This window comes from Faecalibacterium sp. An192 (assembly GCF_002160175.1).
Lineage (GTDB): Bacteria > Bacillota > Clostridia > Oscillospirales > Ruminococcaceae > Faecalibacterium.
Genome location: NZ_NFKB01000013.1, coordinates 18,635 through 37,863, shown reverse-complemented (window position 1 = coordinate 37,863; position 19,229 = coordinate 18,635). Strand labels below are relative to the sequence as shown.

20 protein-coding genes and 1 pseudogene are annotated in these 19,229 nt (G+C 60.3%); 5 read left to right on the top strand and 16 right to left on the bottom strand.

All coding sequences use genetic code 11. The features are described 5' to 3' along the window. Window positions 1–38: 38 nt before the first annotated feature. The 4 genes from B5F27_RS06075 to B5F27_RS06060 form a co-directional block, all read right to left on the bottom strand. Window positions 39–887, bottom strand: a complete 849-nt coding sequence (locus B5F27_RS06075; protein ID WP_087246870.1) for a carbohydrate ABC transporter permease — start codon at window positions 885–887, stop codon at window positions 39–41. A 15-nt stretch (window positions 888–902) separates the two neighbouring features. Further along, window positions 903–1,829 carry a sugar ABC transporter permease gene (locus B5F27_RS06070; RefSeq protein ID WP_242962107.1) on the bottom strand — a complete coding sequence of 309 codons (927 nt, stop codon included), beginning with the start codon at window positions 1,827–1,829 and terminating at the stop codon, window positions 903–905. A 164-nt stretch (window positions 1,830–1,993) separates the two neighbouring features. Then, entirely contained in the window at window positions 1,994–3,346 is a 1,353-nt protein-coding gene (locus tag B5F27_RS06065) for an extracellular solute-binding protein (RefSeq protein ID WP_087246872.1), read from the bottom strand. A 196-nt stretch (window positions 3,347–3,542) separates the two neighbouring features. Next, window positions 3,543–4,403: a MurR/RpiR family transcriptional regulator gene (locus B5F27_RS06060; RefSeq protein ID WP_087246874.1), complete on the bottom strand. Its 861-nt coding sequence runs from the start codon at window positions 4,401–4,403 to the stop codon at window positions 3,543–3,545. A gap of 237 nt (window positions 4,404–4,640) precedes the next feature. On the opposite strand from B5F27_RS06060, the gene B5F27_RS06055 reads away from it, so the two are divergent. From B5F27_RS06055 to B5F27_RS06040, 4 genes are all read left to right on the top strand, one after another. Next, complete coding sequence (locus B5F27_RS06055; RefSeq protein ID WP_087365449.1) at window positions 4,641–5,318, top strand: DUF624 domain-containing protein; 678 nt, start codon at window positions 4,641–4,643, stop codon at window positions 5,316–5,318. 45 nt (window positions 5,319–5,363) lie between these two features. Continuing rightward, the gene (locus B5F27_RS06050; protein ID WP_087365447.1) at window positions 5,364–6,455 is read left to right on the top strand and encodes a Xaa-Pro peptidase family protein; all 1,092 of its coding nucleotides are present in this window, start codon (window positions 5,364–5,366) and stop codon (window positions 6,453–6,455) included. Between the two features lie 310 nt (window positions 6,456–6,765). Further along, a complete protein-coding gene (locus B5F27_RS06045; protein ID WP_087365445.1) occupies window positions 6,766–7,209 on the top strand; it encodes an OadG family transporter subunit in 444 nt (147 codons plus the stop codon). A gap of 27 nt (window positions 7,210–7,236) precedes the next feature. Further along, window positions 7,237–8,433, top strand: coding sequence for a sodium ion-translocating decarboxylase subunit beta (locus tag B5F27_RS06040; protein WP_087246882.1), 1,197 nt, complete (start codon window positions 7,237–7,239; stop codon window positions 8,431–8,433). A gap of 208 nt (window positions 8,434–8,641) precedes the next feature. Here the strand turns inward: B5F27_RS06040 and B5F27_RS06035 are convergent, their stop codons facing one another. The 11 genes and pseudogenes from B5F27_RS06035 to B5F27_RS05990 form a co-directional block, all read right to left on the bottom strand. Then, window positions 8,642–9,571, bottom strand: a complete 930-nt coding sequence (locus B5F27_RS06035; RefSeq protein ID WP_087365443.1) for a hypothetical protein — start codon at window positions 9,569–9,571, stop codon at window positions 8,642–8,644. Window positions 9,572–9,606: 35 nt separating this feature from the next. After that, window positions 9,607–9,798, bottom strand: a complete 192-nt coding sequence (locus B5F27_RS06030; protein ID WP_087246888.1) for a hypothetical protein — start codon at window positions 9,796–9,798, stop codon at window positions 9,607–9,609. 2 nt (window positions 9,799–9,800) lie between these two features. Beyond that, window positions 9,801–10,247 (bottom strand): hypothetical protein, encoded by a 447-nt coding sequence (locus tag B5F27_RS06025; RefSeq protein ID WP_242962104.1) that lies wholly within the window; start codon window positions 10,245–10,247, stop codon window positions 9,801–9,803. Between the two features lie 119 nt (window positions 10,248–10,366). Then, window positions 10,367–11,143 carry a sulfite exporter TauE/SafE family protein gene (locus tag B5F27_RS06020; RefSeq protein WP_087365439.1) on the bottom strand — a complete coding sequence of 259 codons (777 nt, stop codon included), beginning with the start codon at window positions 11,141–11,143 and terminating at the stop codon, window positions 10,367–10,369. Continuing rightward, on the bottom strand, window positions 11,140–11,574 hold the full coding sequence (locus B5F27_RS06015) for a MarR family winged helix-turn-helix transcriptional regulator (protein ID WP_087365437.1): 435 nt from the start codon (window positions 11,572–11,574) through the stop codon (window positions 11,140–11,142). Before B5F27_RS06015 ends, B5F27_RS06020 begins: the two co-directional genes overlap by 4 nt. A 164-nt stretch (window positions 11,575–11,738) precedes the next feature. Then, a complete protein-coding gene (locus B5F27_RS06010; RefSeq protein WP_087246896.1) occupies window positions 11,739–12,314 on the bottom strand; it encodes a hypothetical protein in 576 nt (191 codons plus the stop codon). A gap of 415 nt (window positions 12,315–12,729) precedes the next feature. After that, window positions 12,730–13,362 (bottom strand): glycoside hydrolase family 25 protein, encoded by a 633-nt coding sequence (locus B5F27_RS06005; RefSeq protein ID WP_087365435.1) that lies wholly within the window; start codon window positions 13,360–13,362, stop codon window positions 12,730–12,732. A gap of 201 nt (window positions 13,363–13,563) precedes the next feature. Next, window positions 13,564–14,184, bottom strand: a complete 621-nt coding sequence (locus B5F27_RS17165) for a cytidylate kinase-like family protein (RefSeq protein ID WP_242962109.1) — start codon at window positions 14,182–14,184, stop codon at window positions 13,564–13,566. Further along, a pseudogene (locus tag B5F27_RS06000) lies at window positions 14,185–15,387 on the bottom strand (cation:proton antiporter); the annotation flags it as partial. A gap of 73 nt (window positions 15,388–15,460) precedes the next feature. Beyond that, complete coding sequence (locus B5F27_RS05995; RefSeq protein ID WP_087246902.1) at window positions 15,461–16,099, bottom strand: TetR/AcrR family transcriptional regulator; 639 nt, start codon at window positions 16,097–16,099, stop codon at window positions 15,461–15,463. 185 nt (window positions 16,100–16,284) lie between these two features. Then, window positions 16,285–17,313 carry a YeiH family protein gene (locus B5F27_RS05990; RefSeq protein WP_087246904.1) on the bottom strand — a complete coding sequence of 343 codons (1,029 nt, stop codon included), beginning with the start codon at window positions 17,311–17,313 and terminating at the stop codon, window positions 16,285–16,287. 127 nt (window positions 17,314–17,440) lie between these two features. Between B5F27_RS05990 and B5F27_RS05985 the strand changes: the two genes are divergently transcribed. Then, window positions 17,441–18,319: a LysR family transcriptional regulator gene (locus B5F27_RS05985; protein WP_087246906.1), complete on the top strand. Its 879-nt coding sequence runs from the start codon at window positions 17,441–17,443 to the stop codon at window positions 18,317–18,319. 59 nt (window positions 18,320–18,378) lie between these two features. On the opposite strand, the gene B5F27_RS05980 is transcribed toward B5F27_RS05985, so the two are convergent. Beyond that, a complete protein-coding gene (locus B5F27_RS05980; RefSeq protein ID WP_158098202.1) occupies window positions 18,379–19,221 on the bottom strand; it encodes a DUF4097 family beta strand repeat-containing protein in 843 nt (280 codons plus the stop codon). Window positions 19,222–19,229 lie beyond the last annotated feature (8 nt).

Below are 19,229 nucleotides of genomic sequence, written 5' to 3'. Positions count from 1 at the left end.
TGAAAACACTCCAATCTCGTAGTGGGAAGCCGCCGGGCTCAGCCCTTGACAGCGCCCATGGTAATGCCCTGGGTGAAGTACTTCTGGAACATGAGGAAGACCGCCACGATGGGCACTGCGGCCAGGGCAGCGCCGGCCATGATGAGGCCGAAGTCCGAGGAGACTTCGCCCTGCAGGCGGGCGATACCGGTGGAAATGGTCAGAACCTCACGGCGCTGCAGCATGATCAACTGCAGGAAGTAGTCGTTCCAGGTGTTGACGAAGGTGAAGATGGCCAGGGCGCCTACGCCGGGTTTGACCATCGGGAACACGATGGAGACAAAGGTGCGCACCTCGCTGGCGCCGTCGATGCGGGCGGCCTCCAGCATTTCGGTGGGTATGGTCTCCGAGAACTGCTTCATCAGGAAGATGCCGAAGGGCCAGCCAACGGTGGGCAGGATAACTGCCAGCAGGTTGTTATTCAGACCCAGGGCACTCATCTCCTGCAGCAGGGGGATGACGATAACCTGTTTGGGCAGAGCCATGGCGCAGACCAGCAGGCTGAACAGCACCGTCTGGCCGAAAAAGCGCTTTTTGGCCAGAGCGTAGCCGGCCAGCGCTGCCGTGATGCAGGTGAGCGCCATGGCGGCCACCGCGATGATGATGGTGTTGAGCAGCCACTGGATGGCGGGCTGCTTGAACAGCCGCACATAGTTGTCCAGGGTGGGGTTCAGGGGGAACCACTGGGGTTTCTGGGCGTTGATGGTGATGGCATCCTTCAGCGAACCGGTCAAAATCCAGTACAGGGGGAAGATGAAGAATACCGCCAGGAGCGCCAGCACGATGATTACAAAAATCTTATAACCGCGGGACTGGCCGTCCAGGCTTGATTTTGTCTTCTTGGACATCCCAATACCTCCCTTTTAACCGTTGTCCGTCTGCGCGACCTTGAACTGGATCGCGGAGAAGATGGCGATGAAGATGGCCAGCACGACGCCCATGGCGTTGGCGTAGCCGAACCGCTGATAGTTGTACGCCATATCGAAGATGTAGTACATCAGGGTGCTGGTGCTGCCCAGAGGGCCGCCGCGGGTCAGCAGCTGGATCAGTGCGAAGCACTGGAAGCTGTTGATGGTGGTGATGACCAGCACGTACAGGGTGGTGGGCATGATCTGGGCCCATTTGATCTTCCAGAAAATCTGCAGCCGGGTGGCGCCGTCGATGGCGGCGGCCTCTTCCAGGGAGCGGTCCACGTTGCCCAGGGCAGCCACGTACAGGACGATGGGCTGGCCGATGGAGGTGGTGAAGAGGATCATAATGATACACCAGATGGCGGTGCGGGTATCGCCCAGCCAGTCAAAGCCGACAGTACCGAAAATCTGGTTCAGCAGGCCGTTGTAGGGGTTGAACATCCACTTCCACACCACGGTGACGGCCACCGAGCCGGTAACCACCGGCAGGTAGAACACGCAGCGGAAGAAGGAGCGCATCTTGGAGCGCATGGGATAGATGGCAGAGCCAACCCACAGAGAGAAGGCGGTGACCAGGGGGACCGACACCACCACGATCAGGACGGTGTTCCAGAGCGAACGGATGAAGGTCTTATCCTGGAACATTTCGATATAGTTGCTCAAGCCGGCGAAGGTTGCGGCCGAGGTGTCGATGCCCATGTCCAAAAAGCTGTAGACCAGGCACATTCCCATCGGCACCAGCACGAATCCCACAAAGAAGATCAGACTGGGAAGCATGAACAGATAGGCGGAAATTGTCTCCCGCCGGGCCAGCACGCGGCTGGCGGGACGTCCCTTGGAACCATTTGCTTTTTGTTCCTTAACGGAAGTCTGAGCCACGTTGATTCCCTCCTTTCACAGTTTGCATAAGAGACGGCGATTCACATAAAACGCGCCTGCCCCTGTGGTGACCAGGCGGCAGGCGCGCCGTTTGTTCCTGTCAGGATCATCCGGCTGTCAGCGGCGCGCCGGGGGCGAGCCCTGTACAAGGCCGGGGATGTCCTTTACGGATTGCTTGCTGCGACGAAGGCGTCAGCGGCTTCCTGTGCGGGAGTGCCATTGACCATGATCTCCTGCAGCATGTTGAACCAGTTCTGGCGCTGAGCCGTCCAGTTGGGAGCCACGTTGTAGTAGTCGCCCAGGTACGGCATCAGAGATGCGAACTCGCCCATCTGCTCAGCCTGGTCGGTGCCCTCGTAGACATCGCCCAGAGACTCGCGGACCGGGAAGAAACCGGTCAGGCGGACGCTCTCAGCAGCCTGGCTGGCGTCGTCACAGACGAACTGGATGAAGGTCTTGGCGGCCTCGATGCGGGCGTCGTCGCCGCTGTTGAAGATGCCGAAGCCCCAGATGCCGCCGCACAGCTCGGGCACACCGTCATCGGAGGGGAATGCCATGGCGTACGGAGTAAAGGTGACCTGAGAGGCATACTGTGCCTTGTTGGAGGCGTTCCAGCAGAAGGTGACGGCGGCGGTGCCGTTGGCGAACTGCTGCAGCTCATCCGATGCCTGGAAGCCGGCGTTGGCGTTCAGGCTGCGGTTGTCCACCATGCTCTTGAGCAGCTCGAGAGCCTTGACGTTCTCGGGGCTGTTGGCGGTGTACTCGGTGTGGTCGGCGTTGGTGTATGTACCGGAGTAGAGGTTGTTCACCAGTGCGCGGGTGCCCTGGTCGCCGCCCTGGCCGCCGCAGTAGATGATGCCGGGCACAGCGGCCAGGCCGGAATCACGGATGGTCTCCATGGCCTTGACGAAATCGTCGGTGGTCCAGGTGCGGGTCTCCTCGTCCAGATACTGGAGAGCGCCGGCCTTCTCAAAGACTTCGTAGTTGATGGCCATGCAGTGGGTGGTCATGCACAGGGGGTACTCATAGTAAGCACCGTTCAGCTGGCAGGCGCTGACCACGGAATCGCTGACTGCGGCGATGTCGTCCTCGGTGTCGGCCCACAGGTCGCTCAGATCCACCATCAGGTTGTTGGCGCCCCAGTTGGAAACCAGACGCTCGGGGCCTTCCATGATGATATCGGGGGTCTCCTTGGCGGTGATGGCCGAAGTGACCAGGTTGTCGCCGTTCTGGTAGTCCAGAGTCTCGTAGGTGACGGTGATCTCAGGATGGACTTTGTTGAAGGCTGCGATGATGTCGTCCAGCTTGGACTCGGTGCCGCCCCAGGAACCGATGGGGTAGGTCCACAGCGAAATCGACACGCCATCGCCGGAAGCGGTGGAAGCAGCGGTGGAGCTGGCGGTGGAAGCAGCAGTGCTGCTGGAATCCGAGCCGCCGCAGGCAGCAAGCAGGCCGGCTGCGCCAACGGCACCCGTGACCTTCAGAAAGTCCCGACGTGAAATTGCTCTCTTCTTCATAGTGTTCTCCTTTTGTCGTGCCGGTTATCAAGCCGGTTGCCCTACCGGTCGGCCAGTGTGCGCCTCCGGTTCTCTTGAGTCCATTTTACAAAGAGAACAAAGAAAAGTCAATACATTTTGTGTATCTTTTTGAAAATTTTTTTCAGACAGATTTTTTTATGATTTATGATTTTCAAACAGAGCTTTCGCTTTCCTTTCAGAGGTGCTTGGCCGCCAGCAGGTCGGCCAGGTTGCTGCGGACGTCCTCCACCGTGTCTTCCTGGCGGCGGCAGACCTCGGTGAACAGGGCATCAATCAGGAACAGCTGGGCCATACGGGCCGGCACCGATCCCAGCTGCAGCGGGCCCTCGTTGGCGCCGCACTGCAGCACCACGTCGGCATAGGCGCAGGCCGGCGACTTGGGGAAATGGGTCACCAGCACCACCGGCACCTTCCGCCGGTGAGCCAGCTCCAGCAGTTCCACCGCCTCCCGGGTGGCGCCGGAGTAGGAGAAAAAGAGGATGGCGTCCTGTTCGGTGAGGGTGGCGGTGTAGACAATCTGGGTGTGGGAATCACTCATGGCAAAAAAACTTTTGCCTGCCGTCGAAAAAATGTGGGCCGCCTCCTCCGCCATAATCATGGAACCGCCCTGGCCCATGCAGAACACCTTGTCGGCCCGGGTCAGCAGATCCGCCGCCCGGCGGATGTTGTCGGGCCGGATGAGGGTCAGGGTCTGGGAGATGGCCTCCACCTCGGCGCCGTACAGCTTATGGCACATTTCCTGAATGTCGTCCTCGGGGGTCACTTCGCCGCTGAGGAAGGGCATCCCCCGGCGGCTGCCCACAACATTGGCCAGGGCCAGTTTGAAGGCATTGTATCCCTTATAGTCCAGCTTGCGGCAAAAGCGGGTGATGGTGGCCTCCGCCACCCCGCAGGCCTCCGCCAGCTCGGAAATGGACAAGTTCTGCGCCTCCTGCTGGTGGTCGTTGACGTAATCCGCCACCTTGCGCTCCGATGCGGTCAACTGGTAATATTCTGCACTGATCCGTTCCATCACGTTTCGCAGATTGGCAGGCATAGTGGTTTCCTCCTATCATCGCGTTAAAAATATCGGGTTCTGAGTGTATAGTATCATGTATAAAAAAAATTTTCAATCTTTGAAAAATCCCTCTGCTGCTTCCAAAAAAGGCCCCCGGCGGGCTGCGGGGGCAGATGACAACCGTCCCCGAATGTGCTATGATAACATCAGCCGAGGCGGACCTGCCCTGTAAGGGCAGACGCCGCCTGTCCGACCGTGTGAAAGGAGCCCTGTGCGATGTTTGGCAGCATATTCAACCCGGAAAACAAGTTCTGGCAGACGCTGGACCATCTGGCCGACCTCTTGATCCTGAGCCTGCTGTGGCTGCTGTGTTCCCTGCCGCTGGTGACGGCGGGCGCCGCCACCACCGCCCTCTACGACGCCGCGGCCCACTGTCTGCGTGGCCCCGAGCCCATGCCCTGGAAGCGGTTTGTGCAGACGTTCCGCCGGGAGCTGCTCCCCGCCAGTCTGGTGACGGTGGTGTGGGGCGCTGTGCTGCTGATGCTGGTGTACGCCCTGCAGATGACCGCCGCTGCGGCTTCCGCGGGGACCTCCGCCGCCTGGGCCGCCCTGATCTTCTGCCTGGTGGTGATGATTCTGCCGGTGGGGGCCGCCTGCTGGATGTTTCCCCTGCTGTCCCGGTTTGCGTTCCGGCCGGTGGACCTGATGCTCACCGCCCTGCGGCTGACGTTGGGCTGTCTGCCCCGCACCATCGGCCTGGTGGCCATTGTGGGGATTTCGGCCCTGCTGGTGCGGGTGCTGCTGATCCCCATTGTCATCCTGCCGGGGGCGGCGGCCTGGCTGTTCACCCTGCTGCTGGAGCCGGTATTCCGCCGCTACCAGCCCGACGACACCCCCGACGAACCCGTCTCCCCGGACGAGGAGGAGTCTGAAACCCAGGAGGAGGAAGTGTAATCCCCTCCCCCCGTATCTTTTATAAATAGGAAGGAGTCTTTCCCTATGGACGAATCGACACAGCTTTACCAGGCCCGCCTGGAGCGGGTCATCCAGCGGATGACCGCCATGGGCCTGACCCAGCTTCTGGTCACAGACCCGGACAGCGTCTGGTATCTGACCGGCTACGACAACGATCCCATCGAGCGGATGCAGGTCTTTTGTGTGCGGCAGGACGGCCGTCACTGCTTTTTCCTGAACCGGCTGTTCCCCGCCCCCGCCGCTCCCTGGGAGCAGGTGTGGTTCACCGACACCGACGACGCCGTGGGCCTTCTGGCCGCCCGGCTGGACCCCGCCGCACCGGTGGGCATCGACAAGACCTGGACCGCCCGCTTCCTGCTGCCCCTGATGGAGCGGCTGCCCGGCGCCCGGCCCGTCCTGGCCTCCGACTGTGTGGACCACTGCCGCGCCTGCAAGGACGAGGCCGAACAGGAACTGATGCGGGCCGCTTCCCGGATCAACGACCAGGTCATGGAGGAAGTGGCCGGCTTCTTCCACGAGGGAGTCACCGAGCGGGAGGCCGCCCGGTTCATTGAGAGCCGGTACACCGCCTTGGGCTGCAGCAGCCCCTCCTTCCCCACCATTGTCTCCTTTGGCGCCCACGGGGCCGACCCGCACCACGAGCCGGACGACACCCCGCTGGCTCCCGGCGACTCCATCGTCATCGACATGGGCTGCCGCAGGGACCGCTACTGTTCCGACATGACCCGCACCTTCTTCTGGCAGGAGGCCAGCGAGGAGGCCCGGGCTGTCCACGATCTGGTGCGGGAGGCCAACGAGCGGGCCGAGGCACTGGTCCGCCCCGGCGTCCCCCTCTGTGAACTGGACAAGGCTGCCCGGGACCACATTGCCGCGGCGGGCTACGGTGAATACTTCACCCACCGCCTGGGCCATTTCATCGGCCAGCGGGACCACGAGCAGGGAGATGTCAGCAGCGCCAACACCGCTCTGGCCGAGCCGGGGATGATTTTCTCCATCGAGCCGGGGGTGTATCTGCCGGGTAAGTTCGGCGTCCGGGTGGAGGACCTGGTGCTGGTGACCGAGGATGGCTGCGAAATCCTCAACCGCGTGGACAAGCACGGACGGATTCTGAAATAACCCTTTGGGCCGGGCCTCTCTGCAGGGGCCCGGCTCTTTCTGCGCCCGGCGGCCCGCGCCGGGGCAAAAGCGGTGGTTATGCGTGGATTTTATCCGGCGATGCCCGGGACAGCCCTTCCCGCAGGGCAGACGCCCCGCGGGGACGCAGGGTCCGCATTTCCATAAAATTTGGCCATTATTGCAATAAAATACAAAAAGTTTTCCAAATTCACTGGCAAAAAATTAGACGTCATGTTATAATAGTGTCAATTCGGGTTTAGGTATTCTGCCCGGTCTGCACCGGGAAATTGCAAATGAAGGAGGGCCCGTCATGGATTATCTTTTACCGCTGGCTGCCGGCGGCCTGACCTTGTTCGACGCCTCGCTGGTGTCCACCAGTCTGGTGCTGGTGTTCGGACTTCTGGTCGCCCTGTGCCTGATTATCACGCTGGAAGGCAAGCTGTTTGACTCGTTCAACGACAAGGACGGCGCCAAAAAGCGTGCCAAAGCAATGGACGAACTCAACAAGAGCGCCCAGAAAAAGCCGGCTGCACCTGCTGCGCGCGCCGCTGTTTCTGCGCCGGCCGCCCCGGCCCCTGTGGTCGAGACCGGCATCCCGGGCGAAGTTGTGGCTGTGATCTCCGCCGCCATCTACTCGATGGAAGGAGGCCACGCTGTGGTCCGTGAGATCCGCCGTATGCCGCAGGCAGGCGGTTCCCGCCGCGGCGCATGGGGCGACGCCGGTGTGGTACAGAGCACCCGGCCCTTTATGTAACTTCATCGGGGAAGGAAGCGTGATACAATGGGCGCAATTATCAACAATCTTCAGGAAATTTTTGCCAATTCCGGCTACGCACAGATTTTCACGGCGGTGGGCGGCTACCGCTATGCGGTCATGCTGCTGGTAGCCTGCATTCTGATTTATCTGGCCATCGTGCATCAGTTTGAACCCCTTCTGCTGCTGCCGATCGGCTTCGGCATGCTGATGGCCAACCTGCCGCTGGATGGCATCATCCACATGGACATCTTCATCAATGAGACCGGCCATATCAACTGGCAGATGCTGGGCAGCTCGGGCGGTCTGGCGGACTATCTGTACTTAGGCGTCAAGCTGGGCATTTATCCGCCGCTGATCTTCCTGGGCATCGGCACCATGACCGACTTTGAGCCGCTGATCGCCCGTCCCTCCAGCCTGCTGCTGGGTGCGGCTGCACAGCTGGGTATTTTCGTAGCTTACATCGGCGCCCGCATCCTGGGCTTCAGCCCCGCGGAAGCCGCTTCCATCGGCATCATCGGCGGCGCCGACGGCCCCACCGCGATTCTGACCACCTCCATCCTGGCTCCGGAACTGCTGGGCTCGGTTGCTGTGGCAGCCTACTGCTACATGGCTCTGGTGCCGGTCATTCAGCCCCCCATCATGCGGCTGCTCACCACTGAGAAAGAGCGCCAGATCATCATGGAGGCTCCCCGCAAGGTCAGCCACACCGAAAAGGTCCTGTTCCCCATCATTGTCACCATCCTGGTCAGCCTGCTGCTGCCGGATGCCGCCATCCTGATCGGCTGCCTGATGATGGGCAACCTGATGAAGGAGTGCGGCGTGGTGGAGCGCATCACCAAGACCGCCGGCAATGAGCTGATGAACATCATCACCATTTTCCTGGGCTTCTCGGTGGGCTGCACCACCAACGCAGAGACCTTCCTGAACATGCGGACCGTCATGGTCATCTTCCTGGGCGTCTTTGCCTTCGCCTTCGGCACCGCCGGCGGCGTCATCCTGGGCAAGATCATGTGCTTCGTCACCAAGGGCAAGATCAATCCTCTGATCGGCTCGGCCGGCGTCTCCGCCGTTCCCATGGCCGCCCGTGTCTCCCAGAAAGTGGGTCAGGAATTCAACCCCCGCAACTATCTGCTGATGCACGCCATGGGCCCCAACGTGGCCGGCGTTATCGGCAGCGCCGTGGCCGCTGGTATCCTCATCAACATGTGCCGCGGCCTGTAATCCCCAGCTTACCATAAAACGGCAGACGGCCGGGCTTTTGAAGCCCGGCCGTCTTTTTGCTTATATCGGGTTGGTTTTTACAGCAGGCCGAAGTGAACAAAGGCGTTGTACAGGCCGTCCTCCTCCACGGCGGTGGTCACATAGCCGGGCCGCCGCAGGGGAGCTTGTTTCTTTCAGTGCAGATTTTCCCGGGGAAATGCAGGGCCGCTCACAGCTCTGCGCTGCGGGCAATCTGCTCCTGTTTTTCGCACTCGTCCTCCAGCTGGGCTTTCAAAGCGGAGTCCATCCGGTCCAGCTTGTCCAGCAGGCGGTGAATCTGACTTTGGGTCTTTTGAACCTGTTCCTGGGCCTGGACGATGTGGTCCCGCACCGCCCAGTCGGTGAAGAAATTGTCGAAGAAGAAGTCCGCAAACCGCAAAAATCCATCCACTGTGACCTGCATCTCCGGGTTGATTTCCACATCCGCCAGCTCGGTCTTGAACCGCCGCAGCTCCATCTGGAGCCGTTCCGCCAGCTCCTGGGCCTGGTCCAGATGCTCATACTTGGCCAGGTCGCTGAGGACGCTCCCGCCCATCAGGTCTATGGTGCTCCATCCCTCGGCGTCGTCCAGGGATTCCTGCATCTGGCGGGCGGTTTCCAGCGCGGTGTGTCCCGCCTGGACCGCCTCCCGGATTTCCTTTTGGCGGAGTTTCATGGCCATGATGCGGGTCTCACTCTCCACCAGCTCCTGGGCGGCAGGGCTGTTGGTGGCCTTGATTTCCTGCATCCGGGCCACCAGCGCCTCCTGATAGCGGCGGTCGCAGCCCGACAGCTCTTTCAGCTGGGCTTCCATACGGCCCAGCTCCCGGTCCAGGGCGGACAGTTCCCGGGCGGCGGCATCGTAGCGGACCCGGGCCGCATAAGCCTCCTGCCGCTCTTTGTCCAGCTTTTCCTCCATCCGGCCCGCCATCTGGTAGAAAAACGCCGCCAGGCCGCCCTTTTCCAGGCGGTCCACATCGGCCTGTTCCTCTGCCTTTGTCTTTTCCAGCTCTTTCAGCCGGGAGGCTACTTCCCCCCGCTGGGACTGCAGCTCATGGTACTTGGCCTGCACAATTTTCTGCTGGGCCACCTGCTGCCAAAGCCTTTTCAATTCCTCCATCTGCGGCTCCTTTCGGCCGGGCTAACCGCCGGCGGTCAATCCATTAGACCATACTTCTTATACCAGGCAAAAATCTGGCTGTAGATCAGCTTGTTGCCAAAATACTGGCGATAAGTGGCGGATTTTTCTTTTCCGGCTGCCTTCAGCTGCTCCATCTGCTGTTTTTCCGCCTCAGCCTGGCGGGTCAGGTCGGCCAGCATGGCCTCGAACGCCTCCAAACGATCCATCTTCACCCCTCCGTCCCGTCACAGATTTCCTTCAGGCGCTGCTTCAAAAGCTGATACCGCAGACGTTTTTCCTCTTTGGCAAAGTGGACCTCCCGGAGCTGCCGGGGATTATCCTCATAACAGAGAGTTTCCCCGCCGAACTGTTCGCTGGTCAGGTCAAACACATGGCCATCCACCACGTTGTAGCAGTGGTAGTTCCCGCGGGGGCGGAGAACGCCATACACCTCCCCGCCGAAGATATCCTGCGCCAGGAACGCCGTGATGGAGCACTGACCCAGGGTCTTGTTTTCGGGGGTCCAGGCGGCCTGCAGCCGCGGCGCACAGGTCTCCCGGCACCACACCTGCGACAGCTTGTCGTACAAATCCAGCGGGGTGCGGATGCCCGGATAGCTTGTCTCCCGGGCCGGGACGTCCGCCTGTTCCCAGCCGTAAAAATGATATTGATCCATGGTGCGCCTCCTTTGTTTCATTGTAGCACACTTGCCCGGGGAAGAAAAGGACCAATCTCGCCCCGAACAAAAAGCGGCGAAGGGTCTCCCCTCGCCGCCGTTGGATTCAGATTTTGCCCTCAGCTGAGGAAATTGAAGGACAGGATAACCACGCCCAGGGTCACCAGAATCACGCCGGTGGCCCGGTTGAGGGTCACGGGGTCCGCCTTGTTGGCAAAGACGGCGGCCACCCGCGCCCACAGGAAGGTAAACACCACGCACAGGGCGAACACCACCCAGTCCGGCTGGCTGCCGATGATAAAGTGAGACACCGCCCCTGTCAGAGCGGTGAAGGTCATGATGAACACACTGGTGCCCACAGCGGTTTTCAGCTCATACCCCAGCATCGAGGTAAGGATCAACAGCATCATCATGCCGCCGCCTGCGCCCATAAAGCCGCAGATAAAACCGATGCCCACCCCGAACACCAGGGACTGCACCGCCCGCTTGCGGGGGGAGACCGAATCCATGGACTCCTTGGTGGTCATCACCGGCATCACGATGAATTTGACGCCCAGCAGAAAGGTCATGATGACCGAGAAGTTCCCCATGGCGGCCGCCGGCATCAGGCTGGACACATAGCTGCCCACCACCGTAAAGGCCAGCACGCTGACCATCATAATCAGGCCGTTGCGGACATCCAGATTTTTGTTTTTCCCGTAGGTGTAGGCCGAGACGGCGCTGGCCAGTACGTCGGAGGACAGGGCGATGCCCACCGCCATATAGGGGTCCACCCCCAGAAAGGTCACCAGCATGGGGGTGATGACGGCGGCGGCGCTCATACCGGCAAAGCCGGTGCCCAGCCCCGCCCCCATGCCGGCAAAAAAGGTCACCAGCAGGATGACAAGTCCATTCATTTTGCAATTCCTTCTTTCGGCATCCGGGCGAGATTCTCCCGGACCTTTTTCATAACCCGGACAAAGACCGCCCGGTCCTCTTCCGGCACGCCCCGGAACAGCTTTTCCAGAAATTCCTGTTGGAACCGGCGGCCCCGCTCGATCACCGGCCGGGCCGACTCGGTACAGACCAGAATGGTCCGCCGCCGGTCCTCCTGATCGGGGCGGCGTTCCAGCAGCCCTTCCCGCACCAGCTTGTCCACGTTGACCGAGACCAGATTGGCTTTCAGGCCGCGCACCGCCACGATATCCCGGGCGGATCGGTAAGCCGGATGATTCGCCAGGAACATCAGGATATCAAACGCCGTCTGGGGCATCTGGATCTCCCTGCACAGGGGCTTGCAGGCCTCGGTGTAGGACTCCAGCAGCGCATGGGCAAAATCCATGCTCATTCGTTCCACTTGGTTTCCCTCCCTGATTCTTCATTCTTGAATTTTACAAATTTGAACTATCTTACCACGCAGCCCCCTGAAAGTCAACCGCCCCGCCGGGGGTTTTCCCTTCCCCGCCCAAACAAAAACGCCAGCCCGAAGGCTGGCATTCAACCGGGCTGACGTCAGGAACAGGTTATGTTTTTGATCCGGTCGGCGGAATATTCCGCCAGAAGGCCGCTGTAGATTTCCCGGCTGCCCGAAAGTTCCAGCAGCTCCATGGGCTTGACAATCTCCCCGAAGCTGTCGGGCCGGGTGACATCGTAGCGCACCAGCACGTCCTTCACAAATTCCGAGCAGTAGTAGCAGTTTTTCCGGCGATAGGCCAGATTGAAAAAGGCCAGCACCAGCCCCAGATAATTGTAGTGGTAGCGCTGGCGGTCCTGATACATGTACTCCAGATGGCGCTTGATCTGCTCATACTGAGCCTGGGTCACCGGAACCCGCAGCACCTTGGCCCGGGTGCGGACAAACCGTCCGAAGGTCCCCGAGACGGGGCTTTCCTGGACAAAGCCGCCCCACACCGGGTTATAGGGGTGAAGCCGCCCAAAGGAATACAGGGTCTGGAGCGAAGCATCCACGCTGATGGATGCGTGATTATAGGCATCACCGGTCACCATGCGAAGAATCTGGGAGAGAATGGTGCCGGTCTGGGTAATGACAATAAAAACAGCTGGTCCGTTTTGGACAGTACGGGTCATGAGGGATGTTCCTTTCCTTCTTTGGGGTGAAGCCGCCCTCCGGCTGGCTCCGGAGGCCGCCCGGACTGGCGGGTAGGCCCCTGTCTTTTATACGAATCAGCGGGACCTTTCATCGCAAGGGAATCCCTGGCTGTGGGACGTTTCTTTTCCTCCGGGGGAGCTTTTTCCCATCCCCGCCGGCCGCCGGAGGCGCCCCCAGGGCGCCGCACACCCTGACCGGCTCCTCACAGAACCATGTCTTTCCACACATTTTTCCTCCTTCGCGCTGTTGGTAAACTCGATCTATTGTACCATGTTTCAGGTGTCAAAACTGTGACAGATTCGGGAAAGTTTGGCCCCGAAATCAGGCCGGAACGGGATTTCCGGGCAGAAAAACAGCAGGGCCCCCAAGAGGGAGCCCTGCTTTCGGCGGGATTCACTTCAGCTGATTGAGGCCGGCGCGGCGGATGATGGCGGGATAATCCTTATAGGCAATATCCAGATCCACATTGCCGTTGATCCCCGGAACGCTGCCGGTGCTGCTGTACTGCCACATCCCATAGGGCAGCGGCAGCTTGCCCGGCGTCTTGGTGTAGGACGTGATCCAGAGATCGTAGGCTTTCAGCTGGCTGCTGTCCAGGTTGTTGGTCAGCCAGTTGCGGCTGCAGTACAGCCCGGTGTAATATCCGGCCTTTTCCAGCGCCTCACAGAAGGTTTTGACGACATTGGTTCGCTGCTGGACGGTCATATTTTTGGTGGCGGGGTTATATTCCTGGTCAAACCAGACGGGATACTCCAGCTTCTTGCCCCGGATTGCCGCCAGGCAGGCCCGGGCCTCGGCCTGGGCCGAAGCCGTATCGGAGGCGTAGCTGTACCAGTAGGCTCCCACCGGCAGGCCCACCGACTGGCATCCGGCGTAATTGGTCCCGAAGGTGGGGTCCACCACGTCGCCGGAACGGCCCAGCCCTGCCCGCAGAATCACAAAGGACACCTGTCCTGAGGCTTTCACCTGCTGCCAGTTCACCCTCCCCTGCCATTTTGACACATCACAGCCCTTTTTGTTTGCCATAGGGCTCACCTCCTGATGGATTGGTGACGCAGTCTGCCCGGCAGACCGCACTTCTTTGCCCCATCCTATTCCGCCGGGCTGCCCCGCGCCACACAAAAAGCCCCGGCCTGCTCCATACAGGCCGGGAAAAAGATGCCGTCTTCGAATATGTCGTTTGTCCGCCGGTTTTCGGCGGGCGGATCTGCCGGAGCGCGGCGCGTCTTACGGCGCTTTATGGTTGTGGAAGGCGGAGCAGATGGCTTTCACGCATTCTTCCTCCCCCAGGGTGCCGCTGTTGAGGCACAAATCGTAGTTTTCGGCATCGCCGAAGCGCTTGCCGGTATAGTGTTTGTAGTAGGTACAGCGGTTTTTCTCCCGTTTTTCCAGGTCGCCGCCCGGCTCATGGTAGGTTCCCTCCACCCGCTTTCTGCGGGAATCGGCGTCGGCGTAGATATACACCCGGAGGGTCTGGTGATGGCCGTACAGGATGGCATCGGCACAGCGCCCCACCATCACGCAGCTGCCCTTGGCCGCCAGTTCCTCGATGATGCCCGCCTGCTGCAAAAACACCTTGTCCATGACAGGCTGGGCAAACTGCACCCCTGCGGTCAGGTCGCTGAGCAGGCCGGGAACATCCTTGGTCTCGCTGTTCTCAAACAAACGGATATCCATGGAGCTGTTTTGGGCCGCTCTCTCGATGATTTCCCGGTCGTAGAAGGGCAGGCCCAGCTGCTGGGCAACCTTTTTGCCGATTTCCCGGCCGCCGCTGCCATACTGCCGGCTGATGGTGACCACCAGCTGTTCCTGCTGCTCACCGGGCGCTTTGCCGCCGGAACCATTCATCTCGCCGGCCCACTCAAAGCCCTTTTTCGCCGCCAGGACTGCAATCAGCTCATTGATGACCGCGGCCGCCGCAATGGTGCCCTGGACAATCCGGGCGCATTCCGGCGCCGGTTTTGTCAGCACCGACACCGCAATTCCGGTGAACACCAGGGACACGCCCGAGTGGGGCAAAAGGGTCAGGCCCAGGTACTTTCTCACCGTTTCAGGGGATTTTGTGATGGCCGCACCCAGATAGGCGCCGCCGTATTTTCCGGCGGCACAGGCCAGGATATAGACGGCGGTGAACAGGCCGGCCCCCAGAATCAGGTGGTAATCCAGCGGCGCGCCCAGATTCAGGATCGTCACAATCATGGCCCCGCCCAGAAGGGGGCTGAAGCTCCCCATGATCTGTTCCAGCCGGGTTTCGGAGATCATATTGGAGAAGGTGGCCGAAAAGGACATGCCGATCAGCATAAAGTTCAAAACCGGCCGGGGCAGCATGGCATTGAACACAAAGCCCCCTGCGGCGGCCACCAGAATCATCCCGATCAAAAGCGCCAGGGTCTGGGGTTTGTCCCGCTCTTTTTTCAGCACCACGCCGGCCACCAGGCCGACGGCCACGCCGATCAGGATGGGGAGAACAATCACCAGGGCAATCATGGAGGCGGGCAGAGACCCGGCTGAGAGATTGCCCGCCACCAGGGCCATGACGATAAAGAACACCACGCAGCCCACAATATCGTCCAGGGCGGCCATGGGAATCAGGGTCTGGGTCACCGGTCCGCTGGTCTTGAACTCCCGGACGATGGACAGCGCCGGCGCTGGCGCTGTGGCCAGGGCGATGCCGCCGAACACCAGAGCCAGATACACCGGCACATCCGTGAACCAGAACACCACGCCGAACACCAGCGAAACCACCGCAAAGGTGCCCAGCGACTGGGTGAGGGTGGTGATGATGATGGCTTTGCCCGAGCGCTTGATTTTATTCCAGACCAGCTCGGTGCCAATCATCAGGCCCACGCTGCACTCCAAAACATGGACCAGCGTCTCATACCATGCAGCGTCCAGCATCTCCTGGCTGACCAGGGACAGGGCGTGGGGGCCCAGAATCATGCCGGTGAGCAGCCAGCCCAGAATGGCCGGCAGTTTGATCCGGGCCACCAGCTTGCCCATAAAATAGGCGGTTCCTATGGTAAGTCCAAACCGCAGCAGCGTTAAAATCATTGCATTTCACCTGACCTTATAAGGCAGCCTCCAGGGGCTGTACCGACATTTTTCGCGGGGAATCCGGGGCTTTTCAGGTGCGGCGGCCTCCCGGCGGCTCCTTTGCAATGCCGTAGAGCATGATATCGAATATGGACGACAGTCTGCCCTCATGGTCCTGGATCAGCTCGCGGAAATCTCCGCCCTGCTCGGCCTTTTTCTGAAAATAGCCGTTGAACATTTCGCTGGTCATCAGGAAATATTCCAGCGCGGCCTCTTTGGTGATGCCGTCCCGCAGGGTCAGGCAGTCCAGCACGTCCAGGCAGCACTGGCTGAAGTAATCGTCCAGCCCTTTGCGCATCTGGGCCAGCTCCCGCACCAGGTGCCGGGGAGGCTGGATGACGGTATTGAAAAAGATATTGGCGTAACAGGGATTCTCGGCCAGAAATTTCTGCCGCGCCATCAGAATCTGCTGCATCCCCTCTTTGGCGTCCTGAAATGCCAGGGCCTGGCTTTTCAGGGAATCGGTCATGGCGTCGTAACAGATTTTCACGCAGTTCAGGTACAGGTCGTCCTTGCCCTTGAAATTGTGGTAGAGCAGGCCTTTGGGGATCTGCCCGGCCTCGCAGATGCTGTTGACCGAGGCGGCATCGTAGCTCTTGCTGCCAAATTCCGCCAGGGCCGCGTGAAGAATCCGCTCCCGTGTCTTTTGGGTTTTCTCCTGCTGTTTCATGGTCCAGCCTCCTTAATATAGACTGTTTGGTCTATTATACGAAAAGTAGACCAATCAGTCAACAATAAAGTGTAAACTTTTTCTGAACAAGGCCGGGCCCTTCCGGCACAAAAAAGACCCCCTGCGGCAGAGCCTTCGCTCTGCTGCGGGAGGTCGGTGGAAGATTTGTTTTTGTGGGAACGGCTTTACCAGATGCCGATGACCTGCTGCATTCCCAGGCTGACCACGGCAATGGCCACCCAGCAGCACAGGCCCATCAGAATGGGCTTGCCGCCGGTGCGGACCAGCTTGACCAGGTCGGTATTGAGGCCGATGGCCCCCATGGCCATGATGATGAAGAACTTGGACAGCTCCTTAAAGGGCTGGAACACCGAGGCATCCACCCCGGCAGTGGTGGCGACGGTGGTAATCACCGAGGCCAGCACAAAGAACAGGATGAAGAAGGGGAACACCTTTTTCAGGGAGAAGCTGCTGCCCTGATTGCCGCCGGCCCGCTTGGCCTTGGCGGTGCGCCAGACGGCCAGCGCCAGGGTGATGGGGATGATGGCCAGGGTGCGGGTCAGTTTGACGATGGTGGCCTGGTCCAGGGTGTTGGCGCCGGGATGCATTCCGTCCCAGGCGGCGGCGGTGGCGGTGACCGACGAGGTATCGTTGACGGCGGTGCCGGCAAACAGGCCGAATCCCTCGTTGGACAGGCCCAGCACGCTGCCCAAAGTGGGGAAGGTCAGGGCCGCAATGATATTGAACAGGAAAATCACCGAGATGGCCTGGGCGATTTCATCGTCGTCGGCGTCGATGACGGGGGCGGTGGCAGCGATGGCCGAGCCGCCGCAGATGGAGGAGCCCACGCCCACCAGGGTGGAGATATTGGTGGGAATGTGCATCAGTTTGTGCAGGACAAACGAGACAATCAGGGAGGTGGAGATGGTAGCCAGGATGACGGGCAGCGAGGTGGCGCCCACCCGGGCAATCTCGGACAGGTTCAGGCCGAAGCCCAGCAAAATCACCGCATACTGCAAAATTTTCTTGGATGTATAGGCAATGCCCGCCTGAGTGGCCGCCTTGTTGCGGTAAAACAGGGCGATGACCATGCCCAGCAGGATGGCGAACACCGAGCCGCCCACCACCGGGAACGCTTTGCCCAGCAGCCAGCAGGGCACCGCCAGGGCCAGGCAGAGAAGTACGCCGGGGGCTAGTTCTTTCGTTTTTGTCATAAGATTCCTTCCTTTCCAATCAATCACACAACAGCACCAATATACTCCCAATTTAGCATTATGTAAAATGATGCTTCTTTATTTTTCGATAACATTTTGTTATAATTGATTCAAAGGAGGCTGTACCATGCTGGATTTCCGCGTCGAGACCTTTCTGACGGTCTGCGAAACCATGAACTTCACCCGGGCCGCCCAGCTGCTCCACATCACCCAGCCGGCGGTATCCCAACACATCCACGCCCTGGAAACGCAGTACGGCACCCGGCTGTTTCTCTACGAGGGCAAGCAGCTGCGGCTGACCGAGGCGGGACAGCTGTTTTTGCAGACCGCCGCCACCATGCGCCACGATGTCCGCCGCCTGCAGGAAGCCCTGCACCAGATGGATTCCCGGCGGCATCTGCGGTTCGGGGCCACCCTCAGCATCGGGGAATACCTGCTGCCCTCTCCCCTGCTGCGGCTGCTGACCGACGATCCCACCCTGCAGCTGCGGATGATTACCGCCAACACCCAGGAACTGCTCCGGCTGATGGACCAGGGCGAGCTGGATTTCGCCATTGTGGAGGGCAGCTTTGACCAGCAGGTCTACGAGGGCCTGGTTTACTGCGCCCAGCGGTTCATCCCGGTGGCGGCGCCGGACTATCCGTTCCCGGGGCCGGTGCGCCGGATGGCCGATCTGCTGGACGCCCGGCTTCTGGTGCGGGAGCCAGGCTCCGGCACCCGCGGCGTCCTGGAACAGGCTCTGGAAGCCCGCAACCTCACGGTGCACAGCTTCCGCTATCTCACCGAGCTGGGCAGCCTCAATCTCATCAAATCCCTGGTCTGCGCCGGGGCAGGCATCTCCTTCTTTTACCAGCCGGTGGTCCAGGCCGAGCTGGACCGGGGCGATCTGGTGGAAATCCCCCTGGAGGACGGGGAAATCCGCCACGACTTCACCTTTCTGTGGCGGCGGGGCAGCGCCTTCGCCCCCTATTACCGGGAGGTATTCCGTCTGCTGCACCAGGACTGAAACAAAACAATCCCCCATCTCTGCCAAGCGCAGGGACGGGGGATTTTTTTCAGGATCTATCAGCCCAGCAGCCGGACCTGAATTTTGCCGTTGTCCACCGAGAAATCAATGGATTTCTGGGCAGTGGTGTTGCCGTTGGTCTTTAAGTTGGTGTATTCATCCCGGGCAGACACTTTGATGTTGTACTCGTCGTTCCGCCCAATCAAAACGCCCTCTATGGAGCCATTGTGCAGATCGCACGCATAGGCGCTGGCCTGGGTCTGGTCAAAGTGCACCACGCTGTTGTCGGCTTCAATTTCAATCTTTTTCGCCGTCATTTTGGACAGCTCGATGGCCGCATTGTCTGCGTTGACCGACAGCTCACCCGCGGTGCTCTCCTCCATTTTCAGGCTGAGGTTTTTGGCCTCCACCTCCAGGTTGCGGACGTCCAGGTCCTCCAGGGTGAGGCCCGCATTATCTGCGTTGATCTCAATGTTCTCATAGGCTCTGGCCGGCAGGGTGATGACGGTGGCAGGCGTGGAACTCATATTCTCCAGCCTGCCCAGTTTCCGAATCTTCAGGGTAGAGCCATGCACCTCAAAGGCATAGAGGGTTTGCGCCGACGGTTCGATATAGGTCACACGGACTTCATCGGTGTCTGCGGTTTTGATGGTCAGGTTGGCGCCCACCTCCTCGATTTCCACCTTGGTGATATTCTGGCTGGTGGTATAGGTCCGGCGGGTCAGGTCGGAGGTCTGAACCTCCTGGACTGCCTGGGCGGAGGCTGCCTCCAGCTCCTGCTCGAGGGCATCTGCCAGGTCGCTCTCATCCAGCACCTTGCTGGCAATCTGGAAGGGCGCGCAGCTGCACAGCAGCGCCGCCGCCAAAGCCGCCGAGACGACCGACAACAGGATTTGTTTCATAGGAATTC